Consider the following 18,969-nt stretch of genomic DNA (forward strand, 5'->3'; position numbering starts at 1 on the left):
GGAACTACTGCGGATGGGCTGCCCAATACTTGTCGGCGAGCGCCTGCAGGTTCTGCTGGACCTGCGCCGCCGTGTCGGGGTGCAGCATGAAGTTGCCGAGCTCATCGACGGCGGCCTCGGCGATCTCCGGCGGCGTCGCCTCCCAGAACCGGTTGATCGAGGTGTAGCCGCCGTCATTGATCTCCTTGACGAGATTGGCGATCAGCGGCGACTTCGCCTTGACGTCCTTGTTGATCGGCGGGAAGTCCTGCGCATCGACCCAGGCCTGCTGGGCCTTTGCCGACATCCAGTAATCCGCGACCTTGAGGGCGTCGTCCTTCTGCGAGGATGCCGAGGCGATGAGCAGCGGGCCGGCTTCGAAGATCACCGATTTCGACAAGTCCGGCTTCTCGTTCGGCATGATGAACGCGCCGAGATCATTGGCGTCGAGACCGGACTGGACGATCGTCGTCGCATACCAGGTGCCGACGAGTATCATGCCGAGCTTGCCCTGCGCCAGTTGCCCGGCCATGGCGTTCGAGCCCGACGTGCCGAAGGCGATCGAGGGGTCGGTGAAATAGCCCTTGCCAATCCAGTCGGCCCAGGTCTTGAGCACCGCCGTGACCTCCGGATCGGTGTATTTCGCCTTCCCGCTCATCAGCTTGGCATAGAATTCCGGATTGCTGCGCACCAGCAGTTCCTGAAACCAGATGAAGCTCGGCCAACGACCCTCAACGGTCTGGCCGAAGGGCGTGATACCTTTTTCCTTGAGCGTCGCGGCGACCTTCTCGAGTTCCGCCCAGGTCGTCGGCGGGGTCAGCCCATTCTCGGCGAAGGTCTTCTTGTTGTAGAGAACGACCCAGTAGGCGACGAGGTTCGGGATGCCGTAGATCTTGCCGTCGAACGTAAAGGCCGAGGCAAGCGACGGGCTCACCAGCCCAGCGTCGGTGTATTTCTTCCAGACATCGCTGACATCGGTGACGAGCTTGGCGTCAACGAGATCCTTCATGCGATAGCCGGACCACCAGGCGAAGACGCCCGGCGCGCTCGACGTCCGGAGCGCGGCACGCACCGCGGCTTGGTAGGTGCTGGTGTCGGCATAGGGAACGGGGGTGACCTCGACGCCCGTCGCCTCCTTGGCCGGCCCGAGCACCGTCTTGTAGGCGTCGTTCCAGTTGCCCTTGTCGTGATAGAAATCGACGCTCTGTGCCAGTGCCGGCGTCGCCAGCATGGCCAGAGACAGGGCCATCAGGCCCAGTTTCCGGATCTTCATTCGACGTCCTCCTCGTCCTGTCCTGCATTCCGGTCCGGCGGTGCCGGATCGGTCCTCCACGTCTCCCGAGCCCTCCCGGCTCAGCCCTCGCCGAACCGCACCAGGATGGTGGCGGTGGCGAGTGGATCGAGATCGATGGCGAGCGAAGTCCCCGATACGGCAAGCGGCTCGCCCGGATGCTCGATCGGATCGCTGCGCCGCGCCTCTGCTGGCGCCTTGGCAAAGCGGATGGTCGCCAGCGTGGGCGCCTTGGCGAGATTCTGCAGGCGAAGCGCGATCCAGCCGGGCGCCTCGCCAGACTTCGCGGTCGCCAGGATCGGCGCGGCGGGATCGATCGCGTAGAATGATCCGCTACGCGGCCCTGTCGGCGCGATGTCGCGCAGCACCACCGGCGGCATTGACGCCTCCGCCGCGAACCGAGCCGCGGTCGCGGGATCGACGTCGCCCTCATGCGTCGTCAGCCGATAGCGCAGCGGAATGCGGCCATCCTGGCTCGCTTTGAAATTGACCATCCAGTGATTGTTGAGCGCCCAAGACATGATCGTCGGGCCCTCCGGCGTGAGCGTCCGCGCCCATTTGCCGGTGGTGATGCCACCCAAATGGACGAGCGGCGCGTCGAGCGGAACGACGGTGACGCCGCGCGCGCCATCGCCTACATCGACCCAGCGCTGGACCGGATACCAGTCCTTGGCAGCGCCATCGAGCTGATCGATGTTGGGCTCCGAGGGAATGCCGTTCATGTCGAGCATGAAGCGCGGAGCGCCGAGATTGAACGGAAAGGCGATGAACACGGCCTCCGGCGCCTCATGCGCCAGCTTGTCGAGCATCCAATCGACCGCAAGCTGCTTCACGCCGCTATCAAGCGCATAGGTGACCGCCGCGGACGCAACGCCTCCCGCCTGGATCCGAACCGTGATCGAGGCACGACCGTTCTCGACGACCGCCTCTTCGATCACGACCTCACTGGCGCGGCTCCGCCGCCAGGGCGTGTCCTTGAAGCCGGTGAAGAAATCGGGGTTCGAGAAGTCGAAGCTTGCGATCGCGTCGCGTCCCTTGTCGGATTCGACGACCTCATAGACATATTCGCCCGGCCGCCAGCCCTCATAACGGCCGGCGAAATCATGCCCGAGATCCTTGTCGAGAAATCCCTTGAGTCCGCCGCCCTCGGGATCGATCTCGATCCGGTAATGCGCATTCTCGATAAAGCCAGGGCCGGCCCTCAGATCGGAGCCCGCCGGAGCCGTCGAGAGCGGCAGGAAGGCGAAGCCCATGGCGGGCACGCGGCCCGCGACGCGCCGGATGGGCGGAACCGGACGGTTCCCACCCCAACCGCTGCGCCTGTTGAAGAAGCAGTCGAGCATCCCGGCCGGCGCCGCCCCGCCTCGCGGTTCCGGTTCCTCGACGATCACGTCGCGGTCCCAGGGCAGCGTGTTGATAACGAGTACGTCTTCGATGCCGGATGGCTTGAACGCCTCTTCCGGCGCTAGGTCGCCGAGATTGAAAACGCCTTCCGGGCCCGGCGTCCCGAGCGGGGCTGCAAGGGCACGCGCAGCGCCAGCGAGGCGGTCATGCCCCTCCATCACCGCGGTATAGGCAAAGCTCGCCTTGCGGTTCCACTGCGCCTTGGTGAACAGCGAATCCGGCGCCTCGATCGAGGAATAAGCCCCCCAGGTATGCTCATCGAAGAGGATCGCCTGCTCATAGTCATGCGCTGCACGGACAGCGTCGTAACGGTCACGGTCCTCGCTGCGCAGCCAGGCCTCGATCGCCTCGGCGGCGCCGAGAATCTCGTGCGCCTGCCGGTTGATGCCCGTCTCATAGGCGCTCGATCCTGGACCATCCATCCAGTGGTCGGTCCAGTCGCCGCGCTGCATGCCGAGCGTCGCGCCATGCTCCGCTTCAAGCAGGCGCCCGAATTCTGTGACGGTCTTGAAGGCCATGCGATAGGGACGGTCTTCCTCGTTCCAACGCTTGACGAAGTCAGCCATGCGCCGGTCGGGCGGACCGTTGTCGACGCGGACCGGATGCGTCGCCTCGCAATAGAGGAAGTCATAGGGATAGGTCGGGTCGGCTTCGAGGCCGCTCACCCAGCGCGGCAGCAGCCGGTCGACGAGTTCGAAATTGCCGAGGCCAGCCTGGCTACGGCCAAAGAGATAGTGATAGCCATTCCAGGCAAGCACCTCGCGTCCGCTCGGACCCTGCCAGCGGAAGGCGCCCGGAAACGGCTTCGGCCGCGCGCCGCGGATGGGATTGATGGCGGCCGAATAGAACCAGACGCCGAGCTCGGCGAGAAGATCGGCGAACAGCCATGAAATGCCGTTGACGTCGTCCTGCATCGCGCTCTCGACCGTGAGGCCGAATTCGTCGCGAAGCGCCCGAAGCGGATAGAGGCTGCGATGCATCTGCTCGACATTGAGCAGCGGCGTCAGATTGTAGTTCATCGCCGCGACGTCAATGCGGCCGGCGTGATGCCAATGTTGAAAGCGGCGGAGCTCATCCGGACCGGCGCTGCGCAGATAGCGGAGCAGCGGTCCAGTGGTCTCGCAGGTCCAGCTATACCGCGCCTCTTCCGGATAGTCCTCGGTCGCCTCGATGAGATCGAGCGCCTGGCGAATGAAGTCCGCGTGCTGCCGAAAGCAGACGTCCTGATAGTCCGTGAATCCGATATCGGTGTGCGAGTGATTGCACACATAGATCGTCTTGATCGCCGGCATCGCTTCCTCCGCTTCCTCGCCTTTTTGCCCGCCGCTCTTCGTCGGCTCGGCCACGCCGCCGGACCGGCGGCCACCCCTCCATCACATCGCGGGCACGGGATCGCCCTGCCCTTTGTCGATCGCTTCGAGAGCCTGCAGGATCGTCCTCAGATGCTGCGTCATTACGGCGGCGACCGCCGTCTCGTCGCGCGCGGCCATGCCCGCGACGATCCCGCCATGCTCGTCGAGAATGGTGCGCGTGCGGTTCGGCCAGTTGACCGTCACGAACCGCATCCGGTTGAGATGAACCTTGACGTCCTCGAGTTCGTCGGCGACGGCGAGACAGTTGGCACTGGCGAAGATCCGGCGATGAAACGTCTCGTCGAGCTCGTAGAAGCGGCGGATGTCCAGGCGCCCGGCGGCGAACTGCTGCTCCTCGAAGATCGAGCGCAGCGCCGCGATATCAGCCTCGGTCGCCAGTCGCGTGGCCCGGCGGGCCACCTCGACCTCGACCGCCTCGCGGATCAACTGCGCAGCCCGCACCTTGGCAACGCGGATCGGCGCCACGACGGTTCCGCTCTGCGGATAGATGTCGACGAGCCCGAGATTGGCGAGACGCAGCAGCGCCTCGCGCACCGGCGTGCGTGAAATCGACAACCGCTCAGAGATCGCCGCCTCGCGGATCGGCTGAAGCGGCTTCAGGATTCCAAGCACGATCTCGCCACGCAGCAGCTCATAGACATTGAGCGCCGTCGATCGCGGCCGCACCACATTCTGCTCGATATCCGCCATGCAGCGAGCCTTCGTTCGCGCTATACCGTACTAATATACTACTGGATGTGATTGGCCTGTCAACGCCGTCCCACCAAGCGGCCAGCGCGGTGCAGAGTCACGATCGATGGGTGTTGGGGAATCAGCGGCCGACGCGTGGGCATACGCGGCAGCCATCAGCAGCCGACGACGTTCAGGCCGCGATCAGGCGCAATCGGCCATTCGCACCGATTTCCGCATCAACAGCGCGAAGATCAGGCGGTGGCGATGACCATCAGGCAATAGCCAACGAGGGCGCAATTCACGAGGGTGAAATAGAGATGCGGCTGCTGCGCCTCGCCGCGGAAGAGTGCGAAATTGTGGAAGAACGCCGTCGCCGCGATCAGGAACAGGATCAACCCGATGGCACCCCAGACGGTGAAAATGCCGGCCACCAAGGCCAGTCCGCCAAGCAACTGGACGGCAAAGCCGAGCGCCGTTGCGGCGGCCGGCAGCTTGAAGCCGTAATTCGTCTCCATCGCGCAGCGATCGGAAAAATGCATGAAGTTGCGGATGCCGGCGATGACGAAGAAAAGGCCGAGCACCACCCGGCCGATCACGATCAATGTCGCTGCAGTTTCCATCTCGCTCTCCCCCTGATGCCCTCCCTGCCTACCGGATCATCAGGGATTCGAGAAGAGCCTCTCGATGGAGAAAGCATCTTGGCCGGACGAGGCGCAGATGGGCCGCATCCGGCATGGCACGCCGCACTATTTGAGTTCGGACTTCAGCGTATTGGCCATTTCCTGGTGATGCTTCAGCACCGGGAGAGTCTTGGACGCGAAATCCTTCAGAGTCCCATCCGGCGCATCGTCTGCAAACTGCGAGAACAGCGTGACGGCGCCGTCATGGGCGGCGACCTGCTGGTCGACATAAAGAACGTCGAACGCCTGGCCTGAAGCTGCGGTCAGGGCGTCGAGCTTCGCCTGCGCTGCCTTGTCGACCGTCGCGGGGACCGCAACGGAACCGGCGCTCGCCTTGAGCGCAGCGGCGATCGCGGTGTGATCCTTCACCATCTCGGCCGCGAAGGCGCGGATGTCGTCTCGCGTCCCCTTGGACATCGCGATCCCCGCCGCATTGATCTCGTAGACGCCGGCAACACCGGCATCATGGACAAATGTCTGCGGTGTGATCGGCTCGGCTGCCACGGCAGCAGAGCATGCGATCAGGGCCGAAAGGCCGGTCGCCGCGAAGAAACCTGATACTGCGCGCATGGATCGCTGTCCTCCTGTAGGGCATGGCCTTGCCCGAACGCCGACCGTCTTCGAAGCAACAAGCCTGGGCCCGGGATGTTCCGGCATCGGAACCGCCGCGGGCCAGAAAAGTTGCATCCTGGCACACCAGACTGTCAGGAGATTGGCCATGCCGCTCGCTCGCTATGAGATCGTCGGGAGGGAAGATCACTTCGTCGTGCGTCACGATGAGGACGTGACCGGCCCCTATGTCACCAAGGAGGCGGCCTTCGAGGCGGCTGTCAGCACGGCGGGCCATGCCATGGCCGAAGGCTACGCCGTCGAGGTGATTGTCCCCGCCGGCGCGGAAGGGCGACGGTCTGGCAATGCTTGACAAGGCATCACCGCGGACCTGCTGCGCCCTGCCCTACCGGATCCGGTCGCCACACGTGGAGGTGCTGCTCGTCACCACTTCCTCCGGTCGGTGGGTACTGCCGAAGGGCCGCATGCTGCCATCGGAAGCCCCCTTCGAGGCGGCGGCGCGGGAGGCTTGGGAAGAGGCCGGCGTCCGCGGCAATATCGATGAATTGCCGTATGGCGGTTTCGATCACATCAGGAATGGCACGACCGAGCACATTCTCGTCTACCCCCTGGCGGTAGTGGACGAGGCGGCACGATGGCCGGAATCGTCTTGGCGCCAGCGGCGCTGGGCGACCGCCGCTGAGGTGGCGAAACTCGTCGATAGCGATCTGGCCGGGCTCGTCGGCGATTTCGCAGCCGAGGCAGATGCGATGATGGGAGATAGCGGCGTGCGTCAGGATTGAACTGACGGCGCCTTCGCGCGTTGCGCCTGCGCGATCCGACCCATCGGCCGGACCAGCCTGCACGAGGCAAGCTTTGTATTTCGACCATTGGCGCTCAGGACCAGCAGATCTCCGCGACCGTTCGGGGGCCCTGTTCAAGCCGGGATATAATTGCTGGCGTGTCGACCAAGCGCCTCGCTCGGCCGTCATCATCGACGGCGCGGAGTATTTTCGGCATCTCGACGACTCGCTCAGGCAGGCGCGCCGCTCGATCTGGATCATCGGCTGGGATTTCGACGGCTCGATCCGACTGAGCGATGATCCCGGCGCGCCCTCGCTCGGCCCCTTCCTCCGCAGTCTCGTCGACGCCCATCCGTTGCTCGAAGTTCGCGTGCTCGTCTGGAGCCTTGCGCTCGTGCATGCGCCGAGCCCGGCCTTGCCACTTCTCCTCGGAGAACCCTGGCAGCAGCATCCGCGCATCGCTGTGAAACTCGATACGCAGCATCCGATCTATGCGGCGCACCACCAGAAGATCGTCGTGATCGACGACAGCCTCGCCTTCGCGGGCGGGATCGACCTGACCGGAGGTCGGTGCGACACTTGCTGCCATCATGCGCATGAGCCGCTGCGCGCCAAGCCCGACGGAACCCCCTGCGAGCCGGTCCATGATGTCCAGATGGCGGTGACAGGACCGGCGGCAGCGTCTCTCGGCGCGGTCGCCCGCGAACGCTGGGCGATTGCCACGGGCGCCCCCACGGTTCCCGTAGCGGCACGCGCCGAAGATGGCAGCGCGCCCTGGCCGTCCGATCTTCCCGTCGATTTTGCCGGCGAATGCATCGCGATCGCCCGCACCCTGCCGCGCTGGAAGGCGCGTCCGCCGGCGCTGGAGAGCCAGGCCATGATCCGCGACATGCTGATGTCGGCGAAGCGCCATCTCTATATCGAGGCGCAGTATGTGACGGCGCGCTATGTCCGGGCGGCGCTGCGCAAGCTGCTCCGCCGTCCGGAAGGCCCGGAAATCGTCATCATCCTCAACAAGATGTCCGAGGTCCTCGTCGAGCGCATCGTGATGGGCGAGAACGGCGCTCGCATGATCCGCGCGCTGCGCCGCGCCGATCGCCATGGCCGTCTACGCATCTATTACCCCGTGGTGCCTTCCGAGACCGGCGAGGTGGCCGTTCATATCCATTCGAAGCTGATCATTGCCGATGATCGCCTGCTTCGCGTCGGCTCGGCCAACCTCAACAACCGCTCCGTGGGGCTCGATACCGAATGCGACCTCGCTGTCGAAGCTTCCGACGAGGCCGCGCGGGCAACGATCGCCGATTTCCGCAACCGCTTGGTGGCCGAACATATCGCGGCGTCGCCTGAAGCTGTGGCGGACGCGCTTTCGGCGACGGGCTCCCTGATTCGCACGATCGACACGCTGAACGACGGCCCGCGCGGCCTCAGGGCATTTCCGGCAAGCCCTGGCCCGGCGCATTTCGTCGCCGGGACGCGCTTTCTCGATCCCGAAGCCCCGTTTGAGCCCGGCTGGCTGCTGCGTCTTCGCCCCTATCGGCGTCACCCCGGCGCCTGGCGCGCCACTCCGCGCCCGCAAGCAGCGCGCATCCCATGAGAAGCGGCAGCAGGAAATAGACGAGCCGGAAGAGCAGCACGGGTCCGACCACCGCCTCTCCCGGCAGCAGCAGGATGACGACGCCCTCGATCACGCCGACACCGCCGGGCACATGGGAGACAATGGTTGCGATATTGGCGATGACGAAGATCGCGACGAGATCGAGATAGGACACCGAGCCTGCGGTCCGGACCAGCACATAGAGGCAGGCCGAGACGATGGCGAAATTGACGGCGCCAACGACCGTCTGGCCAACGGCCATGCCGAGCGAGGGAACCTCAACCTGCCATCGCCACAGCGTCACGGGGCCGGTGCGCCACCAAGCGAGCAACCAGTAGCCAAGCACCAGGACCACCCCTGCCGCCGCGAGAGCATAGCCGAGCCCGGCGCTCCCGAGGAGGCGAGCCGTCAGCTCAGGCCGGCTTGCGAGCGGCAGAATGGCGAGCGCCACCAGCCCGAATGCCACGGTCATGCCGCACATCACGGTGAGCCGCGCGATTTCGGCAAGGTGAACGCCGCGCCTCCGATAGAACCGATAGCGGATTGCGCCGCTGCTGAGACCGGCGAGGCCGACACTGTGGCCAATCGAGAGACTGACGAACGAGGCAAGCGCGACCGCGCGATAAGGCAGGCGGTGGCCGATATAGCGCAGCGCGATCACGTCCGACAATGTGAGGCAGGCATAGCTCGCGGCTGCGAAGACAAGCGCGAAAAGGATGCTCCCGGCAGGAACCGCGGCGATCGCGCTGACGATGTCGGCCAGGCTGTGCTGACGCAACGTTAGCCAGATCAGCACCCCTGCAAGGCAAAGGCCGCCGAGCCAGAACATTCGGCTGATCCAGGGCTTCCATTTCCGCCAGAACGCTGTCCATCGGCCGGCGCCGTCGTCCGAACGCGGCCGATTCCGTTCTGAGGTCTCGATTGTCGGTGAGAATGTGCTTGTCACGCCTTCGCCCTTTTTGCACGAACGGCGAAGCGGCGTGCCCGTTCCCGGCCGCGACGCTGTGTCAGACGGCAAACTCGAAATCGGCAACGAGCGGCAGGTGATCGGAGGCACGGCGCGCCAGCGGCGAGGCGACGACAAACGCGTCGCTCACGCGAAGCGGGCCGCGAAACCACAGATGGTCGAGACGCAACCAGGGCCGAAGGCTCGGAAAGGTCGCGCCGCGCCCTCCCGCCGGCTTCCGGCGATAGGCATTGGTCCAGCCCTGCGCGATCCGGCGAAAGCTCGGCGTTCCGGGAAAGGCGTTGAAGTCGCCGCCAAGCACCACCGGGCCGACAAGCGCGGGATCGCCCGCCCAGAACGGCCCAAGGAGATCGCGGATCTGGGGCGCCTGCTCATGCGGCAGCAAGCCTAGATGCGTGTTGACGACGGTGAGCGCATGGCCCTCGACCTCGACCGAGACACGAAGCGCACCACGCGGCTCGCCGGCAAGACGGCGCGGACCCGTCAGGGCACCCGCCTTGACGAGGGTCATGGGCAGCCGTGTCAGAACGGCATCGCCATAGTGCTCCTCGGCGAGGCTGAGCGCCGGATGGAAATGCCGCTGCATCGCCAGCGCTTCTGCGATCTGATGCGCCTGGTCGAGCCCGCCGGTCCGCAGCCGCCCGACATCGACCTCCTGCAGGAGGACGATGTCGGGAGCGCTTTCGGCGATCACGGCCGCGATCCGCTCGGGTGCGAGCTGACCGTCCGTGCCGATGCAGCTGTGCACGTTGTAGGAGAGAATGCGGACCACGGGGCTCCCGGGCGTCATGGGCGATGCTGACCCAATGACCGGCGCCGAAATTGGATGCCGAGGACGCGCTATGTGCCGCGTCAGTCCTCCGCCATGCCGAGTGCGGCGCGGATGCGCGACTCGATCCGGATGGAAGGCGGCCGCTCCCGCGCGAGGCTGGAGAGGATGCCGGCCTCCTGCTCGCGGAAGAGAAGGCCGGTGATCGCGCGCACCAGCCGCGGCAGGCCGAATTTATGGCTTGAGATCGACACCTGCGAAATCCCGCCCATGCTCATCGCGCCAAGCGCATTGAAGGCGAAGATACGCTCGATGCCCGGAGCCTCGCCGGGAATACGTGGCTGGAACTGATAGCTGCGATTGAGATAGGGAAATCCGAGGCGACCCGGCGCCGGATCATCCGCCGGCGGCACGAAGCGGTCACGCCAAAGCGCGGCATGGGCCGCGATGCGCCGCAGCTCCGGCCTGAGCGCCATGTCGACCGTGACTCCGGTGGCCGCCACGACATGATCGAAGCGGAACGTCGCCTTGGGCGTCGTCACGGTGATCGCGTCGCCGTCCATGCCGATCGTCTCCCAGGGCGAACCGAGATGCATGCGGAAATTGTCGAAGCTCCAGGCCTTGTTGAAGTGATGCTCGGCCGGCGACTGGCTGAGACCGCCGAGCAGGCTGGAGAGCGCCCATTTGGTTTCGTCGGAGAGTTCGTGCGCATGGCCGAGATGTCCGGCGGTTTCGAAATCGCGCACGAGATCGACGAGCGGCAGACGTGGCCGCCGCATGAACATGTCGACCGATGCAGCGCCCGCGACCAGCGCGGCCACCGCCATGTCGAACGCAGCCGCTCCGGCGCCGAGAATGCCGATCCGCTTCCCCACCAGCGCCTTGACGTCGATGATGTCGCTGGTGTGGTTGTAGCGCGCCGGCGGCAACGCATTTTCGATGAAGCTCGGCACCGTCCAGCGGCCGCCGCCGTCCATCCCGGTCGCGAGCACGACGAGACGCGCCCGCACCTTGCCGACAGCCCCGGCCTTGCGTGTCTCGAGCGTCACGCCATCCGCATCGAAGTCGATGTCGGTGACAGCGATATCATTCTCGATGGGCACGTCGACGACGCTGCGATACCAGCGCAACCAGGCCATCCAATCGGTTCGAGGCACGCGCTCGATCGCGTCCCATGCGGCGCGGCCATGGCGGGCGATGAACCAGCTTCGAACCGAGAGGCTCGGAATGGCGCCCTCCCCGCCGGAAACCTCCTTCGGCGACCGGATCTCGTGCATCCGCGCATAGGTCTCCCAGACGCCCTCATAGCCCTGCGGGCTGCGGTCGAGCACGGCGATGTTGTCGACGCCGGCCCGCGCCAGCGCGTGGCCGAGGAAGAGGCCGGACTGGCCGCCGCCGATGATGGCGACATCAGCGATCCTCTCGCTGTTCTCGTAGCGGGGCGTCACCCAGGGCTTGGTCGCGAAGGCGGTGGCGGCGAGTTCATCGCGCGCCCGTTCGGCAAGCGCGGCAAGCCGCGCCTCGGCGGCGGAATCGAATATGGCTGTCATGTTGCGTCCCTGATCGGCGACCCCGCTCGAGCGAGGCAATGGCGGCGCGGGACGCCGAAGCGTCAGGGACGCGGTATTCCCGAACCATGCCGCCATTCTGCCCGCGGCAGGCTGAAGGAGAAGCGGCGAATACTCAGCGATCCGTTGCCGAAGCGGCAACGATCGCTGCCTCGCCGCGGCCTGAGCCCGCCAGGACCTCGACGACTTCGGCAGCAAAGCTCTGCATCGCCTTCTTGATCTCTTCCAGCATGATCGCGCCGGCTGTCGGCAGCGTCCGGCCGAGCTTGGCATAGACAGTCAGCAGCGGCGGCTCGATCACAGGGTCGTTGATCGGGATGAACACCAGTTCGCGGGCACGGATCTCGCGCATGATGCCGATCGGCGTGCGGACGCCGACGCCGAGCCCGGCCTTCACCAGATTGGTGACCGCATCGGAGGCATTGGTCTCGATGAACGAATGGCGCGAGGTCCAGCCATTGATCAGCGAATAGAGTAGCGTGCCGCCACCGCTGCCCTCGCGCATCTGCACCATCTGTTCCTGCACGAGGTCGGACATCTTGAGGCTCGTGCGTGCGGTGATCGGATGACCGGGCGCCGCGATCGCGCCGATCGGCATCGCAGCCTCCCGCTCGACGGCGATGTCGGTGCGACGCGGCGGCGCCATCGCGATGCCGATATCCGCCGTGCCGTCGACGACGCTGGCCATGACGCCGAGCGCCGCCATCACATCGACGGAGAAGGTCACCATCGGGAAGTCGGCATGGAAGGCCGCGAGGATCGTGGGCAGGAAATCCCGGGCGATGCCGTCCTCGCAGGCGAGCGCGACATGGCCGCGCCTGAGGCCGCGCAGGTCGTCGATCTCCGACATCGCGCGGTCGAGATCGCGCTCCAGCCTCAGAACATAGCGATAAAGCACTTCCCCGGCCGCCGTCAGCCGAACGCCCTCGGCAAGCCGCTCGAACAGCTTGCACTCCATCTGGTCCTCGAGCTTAAGGATCTGGCGGTTGATCGCCGACGCCGCGACATGGAGATGCTCGGCGGCCTGGCGCATCGACCCGCACCGCACCGTCTCGCGGAAATAGCGCAGCGCCACGAGATGGACATGCATGAATGCGGACATGGCGACCAATACTGGCCGGCAGACCGGCCCGTTGGAGGGGCGTGCCACGACTTCTATGGCTGGTGGACCGCCCCCGCAAGGCGGCGTCCGCCGCCGTCCATCGGCTCGTCACGCAACTAGAGCCATCGGTGATCGATGACGACTTCGACGGCGGACCGCTGAGCCCGTGTTGGATCAGGCGACGGAGCGCGTGAGGGCGGTTCTGTTGAGCGCGAGGCGCGGGCGAACCTCGTCCTGGACGAGCGACATCGACCGCCGCACATCCTCGGTCGCGAGGCCGGGGATCTGCACCATGACGTCGAGCTGGTCGATGCCGGTGGTCTCGACATAGGCGTCGAGTTCAGCCGCGACCTCCTCGGGCGACCCGATGATGAAGCTGGCGAGCCGCCGCTTTTCCTCGTCGGTCTGCGGAGCGGCGGACGCGGCGCCGCTCTCGACGGCCTGCTTGTGATAGCCCTTGCCGAGCATGAGGCGGAAATAGCTCTCGCCCGCCACGCGGCTGCGCTCGATGGCTTCGGCCCGCGTCGGAGCGACGAAGACGAGCCGAACGCCGCGTGTCAGCCCCTTGCCGCCAGAGGCACGGTAGCGCGCCACATAGGGCGCCTGGACATGCGGCATCTCGGCCTGTCCGATGACGAGATTGACGCCCCGCGCCGCGAGATGATCGATGCTGCCTTCATCCCGCGCGGCGGCCCAGATGTTGCGGAGGATCGAGGGATCGGGGCGCGGCGCGATCGCCGGCCCGATCTCCCCTGAAAGAATGCCGATCAGTTCGTCGAGCAAGGCGCGGAAACGCGCCGCCTTGGTGGCGCGGTCCTCCTCGACGATCTGGTTGGCGCCGAGCCCGACGCCGAATTCGACCCGGCCCTCGGTGAGGAGATGCAGCAGGCTCATTTCCTCGGCGGTGCGCTGGGCGCTGGTCGTCGAGAGCACGCGAACGCCAGTTCCAACGCGGATCCGCTTCGTGAGGGCCGCGATATGGGCCAGGAAGATTTCGGAGGCCGGGATACGGCCATAGAAGGGATTTTCGGGGCGCACATGATGATGCTCGCCGATCCAGACCGAGGAAAAGCCGAGCGCGTCGGCATGGACGATCTCGTCGAGCGCGGTGCGGATGGCGTCGCGATCGCTGACATCGTTCGCCGCCCACATCTGATTCATGATGCCCATCGGCGCGAAAGCCATGGCGTTCTCCTCTCCTAATCTGAAATAGGGCGCTGCCGGGTCAGCCAGGGCGCGAGACGCGCTTCGGCGAGGACGACCAAGCCGTAGACGGCCATGCTGACGACGGTGCCGATCAGCACCGCCGCCCAGACCTGCGGCATGCGGTACTGGCTGCCATAGAGCACGATGAGATGGCCGAGCCCGCGATCAGCCGCGATCCATTCCGCGACGATCGCCGCCACGAAACAGGCGCAAGCCGAGATCTTCAGCGCGTTGAAAAGAAACGGCACGGAGGCCGGCAGGCGCACCATGACGAGTTCCTGACGGGGCGAGGCCGAGAGCGTGTAGAGCAGCTCCATCACCTCGGCATCGGCGCTTCGGAGGCCCCTGAGCGCATTCACCAGCATCGGGAAGAAAACGAGGAAGACGGTGACGAAAACCTTTGGCGCCATGCCGTTGCCGAACCACAGGATCAGCGCTGGCGCGATGGCGACGATCGGCACGGCCTGCGCGGCCATCGCGAGGGGATAGACAGTGCGGCGCGAAAGATCCGAATAGAGGAACGCCACCGCGAGTGCGAGGCCCAGCAGATTGCCAAGCACGAAACCGCTCAGCGCCTCCATCGTGGTATAGGCGGCATGGTAGAAGAGGTTGCCCCCATCAATCGCGAAGGCGCCGGCGATGGCGGTCGGAGACGGCAGGATCAGCGGCGAGATCGCGCCGGATGCCGCGAGACCCTGCCAGAGCGCCAGCACGATGATGAGCACGGCAAGCGGCGCCAGGACGGCGCGTGGCCGGCTCGACAGTGCCCGCGCGGTCGGCCCGAGCCCGGGCCATGAGAGACTGCCGGACTTGGCGATGGCTTCAGTTTGCAGGGCCATGTGCCGCCTTCCCTAAAGCTCGGCCGCCGTCGCGGTCCAGCGATGCAACAACCGCTCGAGGATCACGACGATGGCAAGGAGAAGCAGTGTCAGCACCGCCGCGACGATGATCGCAGCCCAGAGCGTCGGCAGCTTGAAGTACTGGCTGGAGATAACGACGAGATAGCCGAGCCCCTGATTGGCGCCGATCCACTCGGCGACCAGCGCGCTGATGAAGGCGATCGAGGCGCTGACCTTCAGCGCCGCGAAGAGATAGGGCAGCGATGCCGGCCAATCGACTATTCTGAGGCGCTGCCAGCGGCTCGCCGAAAGGGTGTGCAGCATCTCGTGATAGTCGACATCCGCCGAGGCCAGGCCACGCATCATGTTGAGGAAGGCCGGGAAATACACGGCGATCGACACCACCGCGATCACCGGCGGCTGGCCGCGTCCGAGCACGATGACGAGAAGCGGCGTGAAGGCGATGATCGGGATGGCGCGCGAGATCAGCGCGAAGGGATAGAAGGCATCCTTCAGCAGCCCTGAATAGGAAAAGAGGATCGCCATCACGACGGCGACGATATTGCCGATCAGGAACCCGGCGACCGCCTCGCCCATCGTCGCGAGCGCGTGCTTGGTGAGCACGGGGTAGTTGCGGATGAACTCGTTGAGGATCGCGTCCGGCGCCGGAAGGATATAGCGCGGGATGACGCCCGTGGCCGACAGCACGGCCCAGAGCCCGACAAGCGCGATGACGAACAGCGCCGGCGGCAGGATCAGCCCGAGAGGGACATTGATCTGCGGCCGCGTCCTCGCGCTTTCGCTTCGTTCAGTCGCTCCGGCATCGGCGAGCGAGAGAGAACTCATGATCCTGCTCCGCGGCTAAGGACATCGCGGCCGGCGGGCCGGCCCATGGAAAAGGTGCGCGAAGGTCAGTGAACGCTCGCGCACCCTGGCTGGACGCCGGCTACATCTTGGGCGGCGCGACCTTTTCGAGGATCTCCGTGGTCAGGAGCGGGGTCGGGTCGATCTTGGTATCCGTGACCTTGGACAGGAAGGTGTTCTCCGCCGTCTCGGCCCAGGTCTTCGGATTGATCCAGAAAATGCCCTTCTCGGCGGTCAGCGCGTCCTTCATGTAGAGCGCCTGCTTCTGCGCCTGGTAGGTCTGCTGATCGATATCGAGACCATCGGTGAAGCCGCCATCGACCATGAACTTGGCCGCGGCATCAGGATCCTTGAAGAAGGCTTCCCAGGCCTTGATCTCAGCGCGGAGATACTTGACCAGCAATTCCTTCTTGGCCGGATCGTTGAAGAAGCTCTCCTGCACGAAATAGGAATCGTTCTGGGAGTTGAGGCCGAATTCGCCAAACGAGAACACGTTCACCGGAACGCCGGCGGCCTCGATGAGCCGAGGCTCGTTGAAGGCAAAGGTCGTGACCTCGCAGTCGATCCGGCCGGCGATCAGGACGGAAATGTCGTTCGGGCCGATCGTCGTGGTCTCGACCTTCGTCGGATCGATGCCGTTCTTGCTCATGAAAAGATCAGCGAAGGGCTTGGCCGGCGTCTTGATGCCGAGGCGTTTGCCCTCAAGGTCCTTGGCCTTCTCGACGCCAGAATCCTTGCGGCAGGTCATTGCGACCGGCGTCTTCTGGAATTCGGCTGCGAAGACCTTGAACTTACCGCCCTGCGCGGTGCCGGCGAGGATCAACTCGGGATTGGAGATGCCGATATCGACGGTGCCGGCGGAGACCATCTGCACCTGGTCAACGCCCTGTCCCGCCGGAACGACGGCGACGTCGAGGCCCTCTTCCTTGAAGAAGCCCATCTTCAGCGCGTATTCGGGGCCGAAGGATTCGACATTCGGCACATAGCCGAGGACGACGGAGAGCTTCTGCAGATCCTCCGCGTGGGCAGCGCCGCTCGCGAGCGCCATGAGGCCGAGGCCGAGCGCCGCGCCGGCGATGCGCCGAGGACGCTTGGTTTCGAGGAGCGGGGACAGTCCGGTAGTCATCAGCGTCTCCTAGTGGATGGCAAAGGCGGGGATGGGATGGGATGCGGGGCGAGCGCTGCTGGCAGGCCCGTGCAGCGCATGGCGAAGCTCGGCCTCGTAGGCACCGAAAGCAGGATCATCGCGCATGGCGTTGGTGCGATCGTGGCCGAAGCCGATCTCGACCCGGTGCGAGATTCGTCCGGGCCGCGGCGACATCACGGCGACAGTGTCAGACAGGATGATGGCCTCACTGATCGAATGGGTGACCAGCAGGAGCGTCGCCGACGTCTCCTTCAGGATCCGCAGCAGCTCGAAATTGAGCTTCTCGCGCGTGATCTCGTCGAGCGCGCCGAACGGCTCGTCCATCAACAAGAAGCGCGGCTTCAGAGTCAGCGCTCGGGCAATGGCCGCGCGCTGGCGCATGCCGCCGGAAAGCTCCGACGGGAATGCCTGCTCGAAACCCTTGAGGCCCACGAGTTCGATGGCTTCCTCGGCGCTGCGGCGCCGCGCTGCCTTGTCGACGCCCGCGACCTCGAGCCCAAGTTCGACATTGGCGAGGATCTTGCGCCAGGGCAGCATCGTCGATTGCTGCGAGACGAGCGCAAAGGTGCGGGCCGACCGCGCCTCGGCCGGCGAGACGCCGCCGACGAGCGCAACGCCGCTTGTCGGCTTGACGATGTCAGCCAGAATGCGAAGCAGAGTCGATTTACCACAGCCGGAGGCGCCGATCAGCGACGCCCATCCGCCTTCAGGAATATCGAGCGTGCAGCCGGTGAGCGCCGTTGTCACCTGGTCCCGCCGGCGATAGACCATGCCGACATCGCGGATCGTCAGGCCGCCGCTGCGCGAGGATGAACCCATCAGACTACACTCCATCGGGCCGTCTTGGCGGACGGTTCCGGCTGGACGTTCAGTGATGGCCCTCGAACGCCGTCTTCCGACGGAGATGGTCGTTTTTCCCTGCGCGGCCCTCGATCTTCTGGACCAGTCCGCTGTTCCCCTTCGGGACCAGCGGATTGACCGAGATCAATTATCGGGCTCGCGGGACGAACTCTGACGGGGGTGCAGCAAGGGCAGAAGAGCCGTTTTCGATACGGAGCGTTGCGATATCGGCAACGCCCCCGTTGCCGATAATTGAAGGCTGCGGATCATGGCGCGGCAATGCTCCGCGCAACCGCGGAGATCAGCGGCATGGCGCCGTCGGACGCCGTGTCAGTGCAGGCGCGGCTTCTTGAGGAAGTCGGCGCGGTTGGCGGACTTGATCCGGATCGTGAGGGGGCGATCGTCGCGTACGAGGTTGAATTCGACGTCCGTGCCAGCCGGTCCGCTAGCCCAAAGGGCTCGATAGAGATCGGCAAGACGCTCAACACTGCGGCCGCCAATGCCCGTGACGATGTCGCCGGGCCTGACGCCGGCCTGCGCCGCCGGGCCATCATCGGCAAGGCTCACCACGACGATGCCGCCTTCATGCTCGGCCGAAAACATGCCGAGCCAGGGCCGCGGCGGCCGCCGCACTTGGCCATAGGCAAGAAGATCGTCGAGAATCGGCGGCAGCAGGTCGATCGGCACCACCATATTGGCGTCGCGGGCCTCGCCGTCTTCGTCCATCTGCTGGACCAGCAGCGAACCGATGCCGATCAGGCGTCCGTCAGCATCGATGACCCCTGCACCGCCCCAAAGCGGATGCGCCGGCGCCGTGAAAAGCGCCTCGTCCAGGAGATATTCCCAGTAGCCGGCAAAGGTCTGCTTGGCGACGATCTGGGCGCGGACATACTGGCCGGCCTCGCCGCCCGCGACGACGACCGGATCGCCGATCTCGGCATGTGCGGCCGAACCAAGCTCGAGCGCCGGAAGATCGAGCCGGCCGAGCGCCTGCACGAGGCCGAAGCCCGTGTCCTGATCATAGGCGAGTGCATGCCCCGGCGTCAGCCGGCCGTCCGAGCTGCGCAGCCAGATCCGGTCGGCTTCCGTGATCAGATAGCCGATCGTCAGCACGAGACCGTCGCGGATGACGACGCCGCTGCCGGCCCGCTCGGTTCCGAGCGCTCCGGCCGTGAAGGCATCGTCCGGCACCAGCGCATGAATGGCGACGATGGATTTAAGCGTTTGCGCGAGGTCCAATGATCACTCCCTGACATCGGCGACGGCGGCGTCTAGCCTCGTCCTGTCGCCTCGCTCTATAGCTAAAGCGATGCGGCGCC

The 18,969-nt window shown here is 65.5% G+C and carries 17 protein-coding genes and 1 pseudogene; 3 read left to right on the plus strand and 15 right to left on the minus strand.

From position 1 onward, the window contains the following. Positions 1-4 precede the first annotated feature (4 nt). From BUB39_RS17930 to BUB39_RS17950, 5 genes are all read right to left on the minus strand, one after another. Positions 5-1,252, minus strand: coding sequence for an ABC transporter substrate-binding protein (locus BUB39_RS17930; RefSeq protein ID WP_073056145.1), 1,248 nt, complete (start codon positions 1,250-1,252; stop codon positions 5-7). A gap of 80 nt (positions 1,253-1,332) precedes the next feature. Next, the gene (locus BUB39_RS17935) at positions 1,333-3,966 is read right to left on the minus strand and encodes a glycoside hydrolase family 38 N-terminal domain-containing protein (protein WP_139251529.1); all 2,634 of its coding nucleotides are present in this window, start codon (positions 3,964-3,966) and stop codon (positions 1,333-1,335) included. Positions 3,967-4,047: 81 nt separating this feature from the next. After that, positions 4,048-4,737, minus strand: coding sequence for a GntR family transcriptional regulator (locus tag BUB39_RS17940; protein WP_073056149.1), 690 nt, complete (start codon positions 4,735-4,737; stop codon positions 4,048-4,050). A gap of 233 nt (positions 4,738-4,970) precedes the next feature. Further along, complete coding sequence (locus BUB39_RS17945; RefSeq protein WP_073056151.1) at positions 4,971-5,339, minus strand: DoxX family protein; 369 nt, start codon at positions 5,337-5,339, stop codon at positions 4,971-4,973. A gap of 126 nt (positions 5,340-5,465) precedes the next feature. Beyond that, complete coding sequence (locus BUB39_RS17950) at positions 5,466-5,969, minus strand: DUF4142 domain-containing protein (RefSeq protein WP_073056153.1); 504 nt, start codon at positions 5,967-5,969, stop codon at positions 5,466-5,468. A 148-nt stretch (positions 5,970-6,117) separates the two neighbouring features. On the opposite strand from BUB39_RS17950, the gene BUB39_RS17955 reads away from it, so the two are divergent. The 3 genes from BUB39_RS17955 (at position 6,118) to BUB39_RS26015 (ending at position 8,348) form a co-directional block, all read left to right on the plus strand. Continuing rightward, the gene (locus BUB39_RS17955) at positions 6,118-6,321 is read left to right on the plus strand and encodes a hypothetical protein (RefSeq protein WP_073056155.1); all 204 of its coding nucleotides are present in this window, start codon (positions 6,118-6,120) and stop codon (positions 6,319-6,321) included. Then, positions 6,314-6,751 carry an NUDIX domain-containing protein gene (locus tag BUB39_RS17960; protein WP_073056157.1) on the plus strand — a complete coding sequence of 146 codons (438 nt, stop codon included), beginning with the start codon at positions 6,314-6,316 and terminating at the stop codon, positions 6,749-6,751. Before BUB39_RS17955 ends, BUB39_RS17960 begins: the two co-directional genes overlap by 8 nt. Before the next feature lie 73 nt (positions 6,752-6,824). Further along, a complete protein-coding gene (locus BUB39_RS26015) occupies positions 6,825-8,348 on the plus strand; it encodes a phospholipase D-like domain-containing protein (RefSeq protein ID WP_073056159.1) in 1,524 nt (507 codons plus the stop codon). 52 nt (positions 8,349-8,400) lie between these two features. Here BUB39_RS26015 and BUB39_RS25810 read toward each other — a convergent pair. The 10 genes and pseudogenes from BUB39_RS25810 to BUB39_RS18015 all read right to left on the minus strand — a co-directional run. Beyond that, positions 8,401-9,177: pseudogene (locus BUB39_RS25810) on the minus strand (lysylphosphatidylglycerol synthase domain-containing protein); the annotation flags it as partial. Positions 9,178-9,355: 178 nt separating this feature from the next. Beyond that, a complete protein-coding gene (locus tag BUB39_RS17975; protein ID WP_175561899.1) occupies positions 9,356-10,105 on the minus strand; it encodes an endonuclease/exonuclease/phosphatase family protein in 750 nt (249 codons plus the stop codon). Between the two features lie 62 nt (positions 10,106-10,167). Further along, a complete protein-coding gene (locus tag BUB39_RS17980) occupies positions 10,168-11,634 on the minus strand; it encodes an NAD(P)-binding domain-containing protein (RefSeq protein ID WP_073056166.1) in 1,467 nt (488 codons plus the stop codon). Between the two features lie 133 nt (positions 11,635-11,767). Next, positions 11,768-12,754: a LysR family transcriptional regulator gene (locus BUB39_RS17985; RefSeq protein WP_073056168.1), complete on the minus strand. Its 987-nt coding sequence runs from the start codon at positions 12,752-12,754 to the stop codon at positions 11,768-11,770. A gap of 174 nt (positions 12,755-12,928) precedes the next feature. Then, a complete protein-coding gene (locus BUB39_RS17990) occupies positions 12,929-13,939 on the minus strand; it encodes an LLM class flavin-dependent oxidoreductase (RefSeq protein ID WP_073056170.1) in 1,011 nt (336 codons plus the stop codon). A gap of 14 nt (positions 13,940-13,953) precedes the next feature. Further along, entirely contained in the window at positions 13,954-14,799 is an 846-nt protein-coding gene (locus BUB39_RS17995) for an ABC transporter permease (protein WP_073056172.1), read from the minus strand. Positions 14,800-14,811: 12 nt separating this feature from the next. Then, positions 14,812-15,645, minus strand: a complete 834-nt coding sequence (locus tag BUB39_RS18000) for an ABC transporter permease (protein WP_073056174.1) — start codon at positions 15,643-15,645, stop codon at positions 14,812-14,814. Positions 15,646-15,745: 100 nt separating this feature from the next. After that, positions 15,746-16,789: an ABC transporter substrate-binding protein gene (locus tag BUB39_RS18005; RefSeq protein ID WP_073056176.1), complete on the minus strand. Its 1,044-nt coding sequence runs from the start codon at positions 16,787-16,789 to the stop codon at positions 15,746-15,748. 9 nt (positions 16,790-16,798) lie between these two features. Continuing rightward, a complete protein-coding gene (locus tag BUB39_RS18010; protein ID WP_084527612.1) occupies positions 16,799-17,629 on the minus strand; it encodes an ABC transporter ATP-binding protein in 831 nt (276 codons plus the stop codon). A 351-nt stretch (positions 17,630-17,980) separates the two neighbouring features. Then, positions 17,981-18,889, minus strand: a complete 909-nt coding sequence (locus BUB39_RS18015) for a S1C family serine protease (protein WP_073056180.1) — start codon at positions 18,887-18,889, stop codon at positions 17,981-17,983. Between the last annotated feature and the right edge of the window lie 80 nt (positions 18,890-18,969).

This window comes from Kaistia soli DSM 19436, from assembly GCF_900129325.1.
Taxonomy (GTDB): domain Bacteria; phylum Pseudomonadota; class Alphaproteobacteria; order Rhizobiales; family Kaistiaceae; genus Kaistia; species Kaistia soli.

What these genes read in the sequence shown, in the direction of transcription:
- BUB39_RS18005 (WP_073056176.1), bottom strand. Translation starts at nt 16,789, where the DNA reads ATGACTACCGGACTGTCCCCGCTCCTCGAAACCAAGCGTCCTCGGCGC.
- BUB39_RS17960 (WP_073056157.1), top strand. Translation starts at nt 6,314, where the DNA reads ATGCTTGACAAGGCATCACCGCGGACCTGCTGCGCCCTGCCCTACCGG.
- BUB39_RS18010 (WP_084527612.1), bottom strand. Translation starts at nt 17,629, where the DNA reads ATGGGTTCATCCTCGCGCAGCGGCGGCCTGACGATCCGCGATGTCGGC.
- BUB39_RS17940 (WP_073056149.1), bottom strand. Translation starts at nt 4,737, where the DNA reads ATGGCGGATATCGAGCAGAATGTGGTGCGGCCGCGATCGACGGCGCTC.
- BUB39_RS17990 (WP_073056170.1), bottom strand. Translation starts at nt 13,939, where the DNA reads ATGGCTTTCGCGCCGATGGGCATCATGAATCAGATGTGGGCGGCGAAC.
- BUB39_RS17935 (WP_139251529.1), bottom strand. Translation starts at nt 3,966, where the DNA reads ATGCCGGCGATCAAGACGATCTATGTGTGCAATCACTCGCACACCGAT.
- BUB39_RS17975 (WP_175561899.1), bottom strand. Translation starts at nt 10,105, where the DNA reads ATGACGCCCGGGAGCCCCGTGGTCCGCATTCTCTCCTACAACGTGCAC.
- BUB39_RS17985 (WP_073056168.1), bottom strand. Translation starts at nt 12,754, where the DNA reads ATGTCCGCATTCATGCATGTCCATCTCGTGGCGCTGCGCTATTTCCGC.
- BUB39_RS17930 (WP_073056145.1), bottom strand. Translation starts at nt 1,252, where the DNA reads ATGAAGATCCGGAAACTGGGCCTGATGGCCCTGTCTCTGGCCATGCTG.
- BUB39_RS17950 (WP_073056153.1), bottom strand. Translation starts at nt 5,969, where the DNA reads ATGCGCGCAGTATCAGGTTTCTTCGCGGCGACCGGCCTTTCGGCCCTG.
- BUB39_RS18000 (WP_073056174.1), bottom strand. Translation starts at nt 15,645, where the DNA reads ATGAGTTCTCTCTCGCTCGCCGATGCCGGAGCGACTGAACGAAGCGAA.
- BUB39_RS17995 (WP_073056172.1), bottom strand. Translation starts at nt 14,799, where the DNA reads ATGGCCCTGCAAACTGAAGCCATCGCCAAGTCCGGCAGTCTCTCATGG.
- BUB39_RS17980 (WP_073056166.1), bottom strand. Translation starts at nt 11,634, where the DNA reads ATGACAGCCATATTCGATTCCGCCGCCGAGGCGCGGCTTGCCGCGCTT.
- BUB39_RS17945 (WP_073056151.1), bottom strand. Translation starts at nt 5,339, where the DNA reads ATGGAAACTGCAGCGACATTGATCGTGATCGGCCGGGTGGTGCTCGGC.
- BUB39_RS17955 (WP_073056155.1), top strand. Translation starts at nt 6,118, where the DNA reads ATGCCGCTCGCTCGCTATGAGATCGTCGGGAGGGAAGATCACTTCGTC.